Raw genomic sequence first — 13,465 nt, forward strand, 5'->3', positions numbered from 1 at the left:
TTGCACCTATATGCCGCGCATCAGCTTCCCACTTGACCCTCACGTCGCGGGAGGGTGGAGCCTGGATGAGCCCGAGGGCCGAGGCGACCCCGATACGCCCTCCCCCGGAGGGTGGAAGCCCCTAGGGGGACCTCCGTACTACGTCTCGGGGAGGGTTGGTACCGCCGGAGGACGAGAGGGCAGGGGGGCCGTCCTTAATCTGGCTTCACGCCGCTGGGGGGCGGCTGACCGAACCCGCGGGGGTGGGGTTTTCCCCCGCACAAGAGGGGGCTGCGCACCAGCGCGCCGCACCCTCTCCCACCACGAGACTGACCGTCGTAACCAGTTCTCGCGACTCATCTGCTTACCGACTTAGGAGACATACCGTGACATCGGCTGTGACCATTCCCAGGCACGGGGGTACTGGAGGGCGTACGGCCGTTGCCGCGCGGGCGCGGCAGGTCGTCAAGGCGTACGGGTCGGGGGAGACCCGCGTCGTCGCCCTCGACCATGTCGACGTGGACATCGCGCGTGGCCAGTTCACCGCGATCATGGGCCCTTCGGGGTCCGGCAAGTCCACCTTGATGCACTGCCTCGCCGGGCTCGACACCGTGACCAGCGGTCAGATCTACCTCGACGAGACCGAGATCACCGGGCTGAAGGACAAGAAGCTCACCCAGCTGCGCCGGGACCGGATCGGCTTCATCTTCCAGGCGTTCAACCTGCTGCCGACCCTCAACGCCCTGGAGAACATCACGCTGCCGATGGACATCGCGGGTCGCAAGCCGGACCGGGCGTGGCTGAGCCGGGTCGTAGACACCGTGGGCCTGTCCGACCGGCTCAAGCACCGGCCGACCCAGCTCTCCGGCGGTCAGCAGCAGCGCGTGGCCGTCGCCCGGGCCCTGGCCGCGCGGCCGGAGATCATCTTCGGGGACGAGCCCACCGGAAACCTCGACTCCCGCGCCGGCGCCGAAGTCCTCGGCTTCCTGCGCAGGTCCGTCGACGAGCTCGGGCAGACCATCGTGATGGTCACGCACGACCCGGTGGCCGCCTCGTACGCGGACCGGGTGCTGTACCTCGCCGACGGACGCATCGTCGACGAGATGTACAAGCCGACCGCCGAGGCCGTGCTGGACCGCATGAAGGACTTCGACGCCCGGGGGCGTACGTCATGACCGTCATGAAGACCTCCCTGCGCAACTTCTTCGCGCACAAAGGGCGCATGGCGCTGTCGGCCGTGGCCGTGCTCCTGTCGGTCGCCTTCGTGTGCGGGACGCTCGTGTTCACCGACACGATGAACACCACGTTCGACAAGCTCTTCGCGGTCACCTCGTCCGACGTCACCGTCAGCCCCAAGACGGCCAAGGACGAGGACGACGGCGCCGGCACCGGCCGGCCCGCCTCGCTGCCCGCCTCGACCGTCGAGCGGGTCGCTGCCGTCGACGGAGTGAAGAAGGCGGAGGGCGCGGTCGCCTCCACGAACGTGACCGTCGTCAACTCCGAGAACGAGAACATGGGGTCCAGTACGGGGGCACCCACGTTCGCCGGCAACTGGACGGCGAACGAGCTGAAGTCCATGAAGATCACCTCCGGGCACGCCCCGCGCGGCCCCACCGAGGTCATGGTCGACGCGGACACCGCCGACAAGCACGACCTGAAGCTCGGCGACGAGCTGCGCACCATCGCCGCCACCGGTGACATCCGCGCGCGGATCGTCGGCATCGCCTCCTGGAAGGTGACCAACCCCGGCGCGGCCGTCGTCTACTTCGACACCGAGACCGCCCAGCGCACCCTGCTCGGCGCCACCGGCCGCTTCACCCAGATCTCCGTCACCGCGGCGGCCGGTGTGGGCGACGCACAGCTCAAGCAGGAAATCACCCGGTCCCTGGACGGCACGTACAAGATCCAGACGGCCAAGGAGAACGCCGACGAGAACCGCAAGGACGTCGGCGAGTTCATGAACATCATCAAGTACGCGATGCTCGGCTTCGCCGGAATCGCGTTCCTGGTGGGCATCTTCCTGATCATCAACACCTTCTCCATGCTGGTCGCCCAGCGCACCCGCGAGATCGGCCTGATGCGGGCGATCGGCTCCTCACGCCGGCAGGTCAACCGGTCGGTGCTGGTCGAGGCGCTGCTGCTCGGCTTCGTCGGCTCGGTGTTCGGCGTGGGCGCCGGTGTCGGCATCGCGATCGGCCTGATGAAGCTCATGTCGATGGCCGGGATGAACCTGTCCACCGACGACCTGACGGTGAAGGCGACGACCCCCGTGGTCGGCCTGCTCCTGGGTGTCGTGGTGACGGTCCTGGCCGCCTACCTGCCGGCCCGCCGCGCCGGCAAGGTCTCCCCGATGGCCGCCCTGCGCGACGCCGGTACGCCGGCCGACGGCAAGGCGGGCCGGGTACGGGGCCTGGTCGGGCTGGTCCTGACGGGCGCCGGTGTCTTCGCGCTGTACGCGGCCGCCACCGCCGACAAGGCGAGAGAGGGCGCGCTGATCCTGGGCGGCGGCGTCGTGCTGACCCTGATCGGCTTCGTGGTCATCGGCCCGCTGCTCGCGGGCGGTGTGGTCCGGGTGATCAGCGCGGTGCTGCTGCGGGCCTTCGGTCCCGTCGGCCGCCTCGCCGAGCGCAACGCCCTGCGCAACCCACGCCGCACCGGCGCCACGGGCGCTGCCCTCATGATCGGCCTCGCGCTGGTGGCCTGCCTGTCGGTGGTCGGCTCCTCGATGGTCGCCTCGGCGACGGGCGAACTCGACAAGTCGGTGGGCGCGGACTTCATCGTCATGCGCGGCCAGCAGGCCATCGTCGCGGACGCCGAGAAGGCGATGCGGCAGACACCGGGCCTGGAGCACGTCTCCCGCTCCAAGCAGGTCCAGGCCACGCTGACCTCGCCCGACGGCAAGAGGGACGACGAGGGGGTCACGGCCACCGACCCGACGTACGCCGAGGACCTGCGCCGCGCGACCACGGAGGGCACCCTGTCCGCCGCGTACGGCGAGGGCGCCATGTCGGTCGGGTCCGACTACGCCAAGAAGCACGGCGTGCACGTCGGCGACACCATCCAGGTCGCCTTCAGGGGCGGCGAGACGGCGAAGCTGAAGGTCGCGGCCATCACCGACGACGACACCGCCTTCGACCAGGGCGCCCGCTACGTCAGCATCGCCACTGTGCAGCGGTACCTGCCCGCCGACCGGATCCCGCAGAGCGACATGCTGCTCGCCAAGGCGAAGGACGGCCAGGAGGAGGCCGCGTACGCGGCGCTGAAGAAGTCCCTGCACGAGTACCCGCAGTACGCGGTCCGCGACCAGACCGACTACAAGGAGGAGCTCAAGGACCAGATGGGCCAGCTCCTGAACATGATCTACGGCCTGCTGGCCCTGGCGATCATCGTGGCCGTCCTGGGCGTGGTGAACACCCTGGCCCTGTCGGTGGTGGAACGCACCCGCGAGATCGGCCTGCTGCGTGCCGTCGGTCTCTCCCGACGCCAGCTGCGCCGCATGATCCGCATGGAGTCCGTGGTGATCGCCCTGTTCGGCGCCCTGCTCGGCCTCGGGCTCGGGATGGGCTGGGGCGCGACCGCCCAGCGGCTGCTGGCCCTGGAGGGCCTGAACGTCCTGGACATCCCGTGGCCGACGATCATCGGTGTCTTCATCGGCTCGGCCTTCGTGGGCCTGTTCGCGGCCCTGGTGCCGGCGTTCAGGGCAGGCCGGATGAACGTACTGAACGCGATCGCGACCGACTAGCCACCGCACACGGGGGTTGCGGGGGGCGGGCCCGGACCGGAGTCTTCACACTCCGGTCCGGGCCCGCGACCGTTGCCCGCTCCGCCCGCCCCCGCTGCGCTCCCGTCCGCTCCGCACCCGCCCGCTGCGCTCCCGCCCCCGGTCAGGTCCGTCGTTCGAGCAGTACGACCCCGTAGGCGGTGCCCTTGACGCTGTAGCGGGCGTCGGGGTGCAGGGTGCGGGCGTAACCCTCGACGTCCTGGTAGCGCTTGCGGGAGTTGTCCAGGGCGATGAAGTCCGGTTCGACGCCGCGCGTGTTGCTGACCCAGAAGACCCGGCAGCGCGAGGTGAGCCGGCTGATCGGCGCGATGTTCGCCTCGACCGAGGCCCCGTCCGGAATCTGGGCCAGCAGCCTCTCGACGGCGCCCGTGCGCTCGGGCTTGCGGTAGATCTCGCTCTCGGTCACCGCGGACAGCGGCAGCGAGGTCGTCAGCGCGACGGAGGCGGCGGCGACGGCGGCCGGCAGATGGTTCACGTACGACCGCAGCCAGGCACGCGGACTGTGCCGGGAGAGGTCGAGGGCGTCGACGAGGGCGAGGACGACGACGGGCATCAGCACGGCGTTGTAGTGCCAGTCCGTCCCCCAGTACTGCGAGTACGACGAGACGAACCGCCACCCGAGGGTGGGCAGGGCGACGAGCAGCAGGGGGGACCGCAGGGCGAGCAGTCCGCTGGTGGGGATGAGCAGCCAGCCGAGGGTGCGCAGCTTGGTGTCGAGGCCGTCGAGGGGTCCGCCGCCGCCCGACTCGTTCACCTTGTTCCAGTAGTCGTAGGTGCCGGCGTTGTTGAAGCTCGGTATGACCAGCAGGAGGGTGACCGCGACGGCCACCACGCCGAGGACGGCCACGCCGATCGCGTACCGGGCCGCCCGCGGAGCGTCATGCCGGGCGCGCAGCGCGACCACGACGGCGATGGCCGCGACGGTCATCCCCAGGTCCTCCTTCACGAAGAGGAGGGGAAGCGCCCACAGCAGGGCGGCACGCCAGCGCCGGGCGAGCAGCGCCTCCAGGCTGAAGGCGATGACCGGGACGGCGAAGCAGATCTCGTGGAAGTCGAAGTCGACGGCCTGCTGCAGTCCCCACGACAGCCCGTACGCCACACCGATCGACAGACCACGCGCCCGGCCGAGCAGCCGGACCGCGGCACGGGTGACGGGGACGGCGGAGAGGGCGAAGAGCGCCGCCTGTGCCACGAGCAGGGTGACCGGCGAGGGGAACATCCGGTACAGCGGTGCCAGAAGCGCGGTCACGGGGCTGAAGTGGTCCCCCAGGATGTTGAAGCCGGGGCCCTTGAGGTCGGCGACCGGCGCCTGGAGATGCGCGTAGGAGCGGATGACCTGCTCGAAGATCCCGAGGTCCCAGGACCGCTGGCCCAGATGCCGGTAACGCCCGACGGACACGATCGCGTAGCCGACGAAGAGGACCCCGGAGAGCAGCCAGGGGTCCCACCGGCCGCGATCGGGCCGCTCCTGCCCCGAGGAGCCCGCGTCGGGCACCGGTATGGAGGGCTCGGAGGACGTGTCCGGCGTCGTGGAGGGAGCGGGGGAGGGCATGCAGGGACCTTACGCGGTGTACATGCGTGGCCTTACTTGGTGGGGTGATTTGTCCGGATCTTGGGTGGGGTGAGGCTGGGGGGTGAGGGGCTGGGAGCGGGCGGGCGGCGGGGCAGCCTGGGGTGGGGGCGAGTGCCGGGGGCGAGCTCTGCGGGGGTGAGCGCCGGGGGTGGCGAGTTCTGCTGTGGGGGTGAGCGCCGGGGTGGCCGGTTCTGTGGGGGTGAGTGCCGGGGGTGGCGGGTTCTGCGGGGGCGAGCCCCTCACGCGCGCGGGCGCCGGAGTGGCGGGCGCGGGCTCGGGAGCGGCAGGCACCGCAGCGGCGGGGGCCGGAACGGCGAGCACGGCGCCGGAGCGGCGGGTACCGGAGCAGTGAGCACCGCAGCGGCGGGCCCCGGGACGGACGCCGGGGGACGGCCGCCGGAGGACGGACGTCGGCGAGTACAGGAGAACGGACGTTATCCACAGCGCCCGCACCGGCCCGCGCAGCGACGTACGCTGGAATCCCCCGGCTCGTCACACGCGTCGGGCCCTTCGTGTTGCCCACCCCGGACGGAAGCGCCCCCGAATGAGTCTGCACGGTCTGCTCGACGCCGTAGTCAAGGACACCGCCCTCGCGGAAGCGACCAGGGCGGCCGCGGACGGCAACCGCATGCACGTCGACCTGGTCGGCCCTCCGGCGGCCCGCCCGTTCGCGCTCGCGGCGCTGGCCCGCGAGACCGGTCGCCCGGTCCTCGCGGTGACGGCGACGGGCCGCGAGGCCGAGGACCTGGCGGCGGCCCTGCGCTCCCTCCTCCCCTCGGAGGGTGTCGTGGAGTACCCGTCCTGGGAGACCCTGCCGCACGAGCGCCTCAGCCCGCGCAGCGACACCGTCGGCCGCCGCCTCGCCGTCCTGCGCCGCCTCGCCCACCCCCGCCCCGACGACCCCGAGACCGGCCCGGTCTCCGTCGTCGTGGCGCCGGTCCGCTCGGTCCTCCAGCCCCAGGTCAAGGGCCTCGGTGAGCTGGAACCGGTGGCCTTGAGGACGGGTGGCACGGCCGACCTCGGCGCCGTCGTGGAGGCCCTCGCCGCCGCCGCGTACGCGCGCGTGGAGCTCGTCGAGAAGCGCGGCGAGTTCGCCGTACGAGGCGGCATCCTGGACGTCTTCCCGCCCACCGAGGAACACCCCCTGCGCGTCGAGTTCTGGGGCGACGAGGTGGAGGAGATCCGCTACTTCAAGGTCGCCGACCAGCGCTCCCTCGAAGTCGCCGAGCACGGCCTGTGGGCCCCGCCCTGCCGCGAGCTCCTCCTCACCGACGACGTACGCGCACGCGCGCGCTCCCTCGCCGAACAGCACCCGGAACTCGGCGAACTGCTCGGCAAGATCGCCGAGGGCATCGCGGTCGAGGGCATGGAGTCCCTCGCCCCCGTCCTCGTCGACGACATGGAGCTGCTGCTCGACGTCCTGCCCAAGGGCGCCATGGCCGTCGTGTGCGACCCGGAGCGGGTGCGCACGCGCGCCGCCGACCTCGTGGCGACGAGCCAGGAGTTCCTGCAGGCGTCCTGGGCCGCCACGGCCGGTGGCGGCGAGGCCCCCATCGACGTCGGCGCGGCTTCCCTGTGGTCCATCGCGGACGTCCGCGACCGCGCCCGCGAGCTGGACATGATGTGGTGGTCGGTCTCGCCGTTCGCGGCCGACGAGACGCTCGACGCGGACACCCTCAAGTTGGGCATGCACGCGCCCGAGTCCTACCGCGGCGACACCGCGAAGGCCCTCGCCGACACCAAGGGCTGGCTCGCCGACGGCTGGCGCACCGTCTTCGTGACCGAGGGCCACGGCCCGGCGGCCCGCACGGTCGAGGTGCTCGGCGGCGAGGGCGTCGCGGCGCGCCTGGAGGCGGACCTGGGGGAGATCTCCCCGTCGATCGTCCACGTCGCCTGCGGCTCGATCGAGTACGGCTTCGTCGACCCCGTGCTGAAGCTGGCCGTGCTGACCGAGACCGACCTGACCGGGCAGAGGGCGGCCGGCAAGGACGGCGCCCGGATGCCGGCGCGGCGCCGCAAGACCATCGACCCGCTGACCCTGGAGGCGGGCGACTACATCGTCCACGAGCAGCACGGCGTGGGCCGCTACATCGAGATGGTGCAGCGCACCGTCCAGGGCGCCACACGCGAGTACCTCGTCGTCGAGTACGCCCCCGCCAAGCGCGGCCAGCCGGGCGACCGCCTGTACATCCCCACCGACCAGCTGGAGCAGATCACCAAGTACGTCGGCGGCGAGGCGCCCACCCTGCACCGCCTCGGCGGCGCGGACTGGACGAAGACCAAGGCCCGCGCGAAGAAGGCCGTCAAGGAGATCGCCGCCGACCTGATCAAGCTGTACAGCGCCCGCATGGCGGCGCCCGGGCACTCCTTCGGCCCGGACACCCCCTGGCAGCGCGAGCTTGAGGACGCCTTCCCGTACGCCGAGACCCCCGACCAGCTGACCACCATCGCCGAGGTCAAGGAGGACATGGAGAAGTCGGTCCCGATGGACCGCCTGATCTGCGGCGACGTGGGTTACGGCAAGACGGAGATCGCGGTACGGGCCGCCTTCAAGGCCGTGCAGGACGGCAAGCAGGTGGCGGTCCTGGTGCCCACGACCCTCCTGGTCCAGCAGCACTTCGGCACGTTCTCCGAGCGGTACTCGCAGTTCCCGGTGAACGTGCGCGCCCTGTCCCGCTTCCAGACCGACACCGAGGCCAAGGCGGTCCTGGAGGGCCTGCGCGACGGCGCGGTCGACATCGTCATCGGCACCCACCGCCTGTTCTCCTCGGAGACCAAGTTCAAGGACCTGGGCCTGGTCATCGTCGACGAGGAGCAGCGCTTCGGCGTCGAGCACAAGGAGCAGCTGAAGAAGCTGCGCGCCAACGTCGACGTCCTGACGATGTCCGCGACCCCGATTCCCAGAACCCTGGAGATGGCGGTCACCGGCATCCGGGAGATGTCGACGATCACGACGCCGCCCGAGGAGCGCCACCCGGTCCTGACTTTCGTCGGGCCGTACGAGGAGAAGCAGATCGGCGCCGCCATCCGCCGTGAACTGCTGCGCGAGGGCCAGGTCTTCTACATCCACAACCGGGTCGAATCGATCGACCGGGCGGCCGCCCGGCTGCGCGAGATCGTCCCCGAGGCGCGGATCGCAACCGCCCACGGCCAGATGTCGGAGCAGGCGCTGGAGCAGGTCGTCGTCGACTTCTGGGAGAAGAAGTTCGACGTCCTGGTCTCCACGACGATCGTCGAGTCCGGCATCGACATCTCCAACGCCAACACCCTGATCGTGGAGCGCGGTGACAACTTCGGCCTCTCCCAGCTGCACCAGCTGCGCGGCCGAGTCGGACGCGGCAGGGAACGCGGCTACGCCTACTTCCTGTATCCCCCGGAGAAGCCGCTGACGGAGACGGCCCACGAGCGCCTGGCGACCATCGCCCAGCACACGGAGATGGGCGCGGGCATGTACGTCGCCATGAAGGACCTGGAGATCCGGGGCGCGGGCAACCTGCTGGGCGGCGAGCAGTCCGGCCACATCGCGGGCGTCGGCTTCGACCTCTACGTCCGTATGGTCGGCGAGGCGGTCGCGGACTACCGGGCGTCGCTGGAGGGCGGTGTCGAGGAGGAGCCGCCGCTGGAGGTCAAGATCGAGCTCCCCGTCGACGCCCACGTCCCGCACGACTACGCGCCGGGCGAGCGGCTCCGCCTCCAGGCATACCGCTCGATCGCCTCCGCCAACACGGAGGAGGACATCAAGGCCGTACGGGAGGAACTCGTCGACCGCTACGGCAAGTTGCCGGAGCCGGTCGAGAACCTCCTCCTGGTGGCCGGTCTGCGCATGCTGGCACGCGCGTGCGGTGTCGGCGAGATCGTCCTGCAGGGCAACAACATCCGCTTCGCGCCGGTGGAGTTGCGCGAGTCCCAGGAACTCCGGCTCAAGCGGCTCTACCCCGGGACCGTCATCAAGCCGGCCGCACACCAGGTGCTGGTGCCGCGCCCGAAGACGGCGAAGGTGGGCGGAAAGCCGCTGGTCGGACGGGACCTGCTGGGCTGGGTCGGGGAGTTCCTCACGTCGGTTCTGGGGTCGTAGCGCGGGGTTGAGCTCGGGCTCGGGCTGGGGGGCTCACGCTCGGGCTGCGGCTCGGGCTGGGGCTCGGGCTGGGGCTCACGGTCGGGCCAGGGCTCGGGCTCGGGCTCGGGCTTGAGCTGGGGCCGGGGCCGGGGCCGGGGCCGGGGCTCGGGTTCAGGCCACCGGCTGCACGCGGCCGCCCCTCGCCTGGGCCAGGGCCGTTGCCAGCCGTTCCCGCACGGCGAGCTGCGCCGCGATGCGCTCGTCCATCACGGCGAGGCGGTCGAGGGCGACCCGCAGGGCCGCGTCGGACGCCGGCCCCTCGGTCACGTCGCCGTCCAGGCACGGCAGGAACACGCGGACGTCGTCCAGGGTCAGGCCCACGTCCAGGAGATGACGGATGTTGCGGACGCGGGCGGCGACGGCGGCGTCGTAGAACCGGTAGCCGTTCGCCGCCCGCTCCGAGGTGATCAGCCCCGCCTGCTCGTAGTGCCGCAGGGCGCGCGGCGTCGTGCCGGTCGCTTCGGCCAGCACGCCGATACGCATGGAGGGCTGTCCTGAAGGTCGCTGCGAAGGTCGTCCCATGCGGGCGAGTCTCACGCGACGACGGCGCCGCCGTCCACCGGAAGGATCACGCCGGTGATGAACGCGGCCTGCCCGGAGGCGAGTTGTGTGATCGCCCAGGCGACCTCCTCCGGCCGGCCGACGCGGCCCAGCGGGGTGTGCGCCAGCTGCCACTCGCGGATCACCGCCAACTGCTCGGGCGAGTAGCCCGCGTGGTCCCCGATCGGCGTCTCGATCGCACCCGGAGCCACGGCGACCACCCTGATGCCGTGCGGGGCCAACTCGACCGCCCAGCTTCTGGTGAGCACTTCGAGGGCCGCCTTCCCGGCCGCGTACAGGGAGTTGCCGGGCCAGCCGCGCTGGGCGACGGACGTCGTCACGTTCACGATGACACCGCGGCTGTCCTCCAGTGCGGGGAGGGCGGCCTGGGTGAGCAGTACGGGGGCGAGGAGGTTCGTCGCGAGCTGCGGCTCGACGGACGTGCGGGAGTAGGTGCGCAGGGAACCGGCGTCGACGACACCGGCGTTGTTGACCAGGACGTCGATCCTTCCGTACCTGTCCAGGGCCGTACGGACGACGGTCTCAGGGCCTTCGGGTGCCGTGATGTCGACGGCGAGCGGCGTGATGCGGTCACCGGAGCCGGAGCCGGAGCCGGAGCCGGAGCCTGAGCCGGCCGCGGTCTCGGCGAGGGGCGCGGCACGTCGGCCCACGGCGAGGACGTCCGCCCCTTCGGCGGCGAAGGCGCGGGCCGTGGCACGGCCGATGCCCGTGCCCGCGCCGGTGACGACGACGGTGCGGGGTGCGATGCGGTTCATGGGTACGACGTTCCGACCCTGCCGCCGGTGACAAGGTCAACGCACGGCCGTGTTCCTCATGTCACAGTCACCCGTCACGCCTACGACAGGCCCTAATCCTCGTCGACCCGCACCGAGGTGTTCTGGCAGGCGTGCAGCAGCCACCGTCCGTCGTCCTGACGGGTCATGACGTACAACGGGGCGCCCTCCGTGTCGCCGTCCGGTGCGTGGTAGACCTGCCGGACCTTGACGGCCGCCACGTCGGGCCGCAGGAACTGCGTGTGCGCCACCTCGTAGGTGACCTCGCCGTCCCAGGTCGCGTTCGGCAGCACGGCCCGGGTGAACTCGGCGATCGCGTCGAGGCCGATGAGGACCTTGCCATGAGCGGTGGTCCACAGGGCGTCGGGGTGGAAGAGGGCGAGGAAGCCCTCGGGGTCCTTGGCCCGCTGTGTGCGTTGGACGGTGGCGACGACTTCGGCGATCGCCTGGAGGTCCGCCTCCGCGGCGGCTGTGTGCGCGGCTGTGGTGGTCATGCGGATCACTTTGGGGCCTCAACTGGACTTGAGGTCAAGTGTTTTTCCGGGGGCCGCAGCGCCTGGCCCGGTCACCTGGGGTTCCGCTCCGGGCTCGCGGTCGAGCACCCGTGGCCGCGCCAGCCGGTACTCCGGTCGGCCGCGTGGTCGGGTCACCCGGGGCTCTGCTCCGGGCTCGCGGTCCCCCGGGTCGTGGTCGCCGGAAGCTCGGTCGTCGGGGCGGCGGCCTCCTGGGGTGCGCCGGTGCGGAACAGCGTCGCCGCCAGGGTCCGGAACACCTCCTCCGGATCCCTGTCGCCCACCGGGCCGTCCAGGTTGTGGCCGAGGAGCAGCGTGGCGAAGCCGTGCGCGAGGGACCAGGCGGCCACGCCCGCGAGGCGGGAGTCGATGCCGAAACTCTCGGGCCGTACGCCTGAGACGGCGCCGCGCAGCGCGTCGCCGGCGAGGGTGCGGGCCGTGGTCAGTTCCAGGTCGTCGGCGCGCAGCAGTTCGGGCGTGAACATCACCTGGAAATGCGCGGGGTGCTCGCGTGCGAAGCGGACGTAGCGCACGCCCGCGTCCTTGAGGTCGTCGGCCTCGGCGAGCGCGCTCGCCAGCAGCCCGAACCCCTCGGCGGCGATCGCCGTGAGCAGGCCGGTGCGGTCCTTGAAGTGATGGGCCGGCGCCGCGTGCGAGACACCGGCGCGGCGGGCGAGGTCGCGCAGGCTCAGCGCGGACGGGCCGTCGGCGCCGATGACGTCCAGGGCCGCCGCGAGGATGGCGCGGCGCAGGTCGCCGTGGTGATAGGGGCGGCGGGGGGACGTGGGCTTCTGCGTGGGGGTCATGTGCAGCAGCGTACGCGTAATCTAGGCATTGACAAGTTCTGTCCTCGTCGGGCAATCTTGTCAGTGTCAAGTTGCGGGGCTTCGGGAGTCCCCGCGTCATCGAGTCAGGGGGAGTCGCGTCATGGTGAACCACGACGGCGGTCCGGAGCAGGGTCGGGTACGTCAGCTCTGGCACCTGCTGGAGCCGCTGCACGCGGTGGTGTACTACGCGCCGGAGGTCTTCGACGAGGCCGCCGCGCTCGGGTATTCCGTAGAGGAGCGCTGGCCGGCTTACTTCCCGTTCCGGGCCGCACCGCTGGGTCCGGTCGGCGCGGAGAGCGTCTCGTCCGCCTTCTACAGCTTCAGCCCCCGCATGGTGGCCGAACACATCGACCGCGCATGGAAGATCGCCGACCCCGAAGCCCTGCTGCAGGCGAGAGTACGGGGCATCGACCGGACCTACCGCGCGTTGTTCGGCGACCGTACGGACAGCGCGGAACTGGCGGAGGGTGCCGCCCTCGCCCGCCGCGTCGCCGAGGCCGCGAACACCGCGGGCCGCCCGCTCGCCGCGGCCAACGCCGCCCTGGACTGGCCGGAAGCTCCCCACCTCCAGCTCTGGCACGCGGCGACACTCCTGCGGGAACACCGCGGTGACGGCCATATAGCCGCCCTGCAGGTCGCCGGGCTCGACCCCGTCGAATCACTCGTGTCCTTCGCGGCGATCGGCGCCGCGTCCGTCGAGCGCTTCGGCAGCCGGGGCTGGACCTCCGGGGAATGGGCCGACGCCCGTGCCCAGCTGGCGGACCGAGGGCTGGTCGACGCTGACGGCACGGCCACGGAATCGGGCCATGAGTTGCGCAGCACGGTGGAGGAGCACACCGACCGGCTCGCCGCCGCGCCCTGGCGGGTGCTGAGCGGTGCCGAGACCGACCGCCTCGTGGAACTGCTCGGCGAGTTCTGGGTGGCGGTGCTGTCCTCGGGTCTGCTGCCGTCGGAGACGACGCTGGGCATCGGGAAGGTGTGAGGGAAGGTGTGAGAGCGCGCGCAGCCGCCCGCGGGGGCTGGTCCCGCGGACGGCTCTGGTTCGCACGGTGAGGGAGAAGACCTCTTCGCACGGTGAGGGGGAAGACGACGCGTCCCCGGCCCTACGGCTGCTCGGGCCTGTCACGTTCCATGCCGAACTCGCGCTCCATCCGCTGCTGCGCGTCGTCGACCTGGCTCTCGTACTTGCTGCCCGTCTTCTCGTTGGTCTTCCGCTCCGCGGCGTCGGACATGTCCCTGGCCTTGTCCTGCCCGTGGCGGTTCTTGAACCTGTCGAAGATGCCCATGCAGAGCTCCTTCCAGAGGTGATTCACCACCGACGATACGCCCGGGTTGTGAGGTA

The 13,465-nt window shown here is 71.4% G+C and carries 10 protein-coding genes; 4 read left to right on the forward strand and 6 right to left on the reverse strand.

The features are described from left to right. Positions 1-365: 365 nt before the first annotated feature. A complete protein-coding gene (locus ACFYNL_RS27945) occupies positions 366-1,154 on the forward strand; it encodes an ABC transporter ATP-binding protein (RefSeq protein WP_388807833.1) in 789 nt (262 codons plus the stop codon). Continuing rightward, a complete protein-coding gene (locus ACFYNL_RS27950) occupies positions 1,151-3,721 on the forward strand; it encodes an ABC transporter permease (protein WP_388807835.1) in 2,571 nt (856 codons plus the stop codon). Before ACFYNL_RS27945 ends, ACFYNL_RS27950 begins: the two co-directional genes overlap by 4 nt. Positions 3,722-3,863: 142 nt before the next feature. Here ACFYNL_RS27950 and ACFYNL_RS27955 read toward each other — a convergent pair whose 3' ends face one another. Further along, entirely contained in the window at positions 3,864-5,312 is a 1,449-nt protein-coding gene (locus ACFYNL_RS27955) for a DUF2079 domain-containing protein (protein ID WP_388807836.1), read from the reverse strand. A 565-nt stretch (positions 5,313-5,877) separates the two neighbouring features. Here ACFYNL_RS27955 and mfd point away from each other — a divergent pair. Beyond that, the gene (gene mfd / locus ACFYNL_RS27960) at positions 5,878-9,408 is read left to right on the forward strand and encodes a transcription-repair coupling factor (RefSeq protein WP_388807838.1); all 3,531 of its coding nucleotides are present in this window, start codon (positions 5,878-5,880) and stop codon (positions 9,406-9,408) included. 153 nt (positions 9,409-9,561) lie between these two features. Here the strand turns inward: mfd and ACFYNL_RS27965 are convergent, their stop codons facing one another. From ACFYNL_RS27965 to ACFYNL_RS27980, 4 genes are all read right to left on the reverse strand, one after another. Continuing rightward, positions 9,562-9,933 carry a MerR family transcriptional regulator gene (locus tag ACFYNL_RS27965; protein WP_388807840.1) on the reverse strand — a complete coding sequence of 124 codons (372 nt, stop codon included), beginning with the start codon at positions 9,931-9,933 and terminating at the stop codon, positions 9,562-9,564. A gap of 50 nt (positions 9,934-9,983) precedes the next feature. After that, complete coding sequence (locus ACFYNL_RS27970) at positions 9,984-10,766, reverse strand: SDR family NAD(P)-dependent oxidoreductase (protein WP_388807842.1); 783 nt, start codon at positions 10,764-10,766, stop codon at positions 9,984-9,986. A gap of 92 nt (positions 10,767-10,858) precedes the next feature. Then, positions 10,859-11,278: an SgcJ/EcaC family oxidoreductase gene (locus ACFYNL_RS27975; protein WP_388807843.1), complete on the reverse strand. Its 420-nt coding sequence runs from the start codon at positions 11,276-11,278 to the stop codon at positions 10,859-10,861. A gap of 152 nt (positions 11,279-11,430) precedes the next feature. Beyond that, the gene (locus tag ACFYNL_RS27980) at positions 11,431-12,102 is read right to left on the reverse strand and encodes a TetR/AcrR family transcriptional regulator (protein WP_388807844.1); all 672 of its coding nucleotides are present in this window, start codon (positions 12,100-12,102) and stop codon (positions 11,431-11,433) included. A gap of 121 nt (positions 12,103-12,223) precedes the next feature. Between ACFYNL_RS27980 and ACFYNL_RS27985 the strand changes: the two genes are divergently transcribed. After that, on the forward strand, positions 12,224-13,105 hold the full coding sequence (locus tag ACFYNL_RS27985) for a hypothetical protein (protein WP_388807845.1): 882 nt from the start codon (positions 12,224-12,226) through the stop codon (positions 13,103-13,105). Between the two features lie 121 nt (positions 13,106-13,226). Here ACFYNL_RS27985 and ACFYNL_RS27990 read toward each other — a convergent pair whose 3' ends face one another. Next, positions 13,227-13,409: an Rv0909 family putative TA system antitoxin gene (locus ACFYNL_RS27990; protein ID WP_388807846.1), complete on the reverse strand. Its 183-nt coding sequence runs from the start codon at positions 13,407-13,409 to the stop codon at positions 13,227-13,229. Between the last annotated feature and the right edge of the window lie 56 nt (positions 13,410-13,465).

The organism is Streptomyces sp. NPDC007808, from assembly GCF_042868655.1.
Taxonomy (GTDB): Bacteria; Actinomycetota; Actinomycetes; order Streptomycetales; family Streptomycetaceae; genus Streptomyces.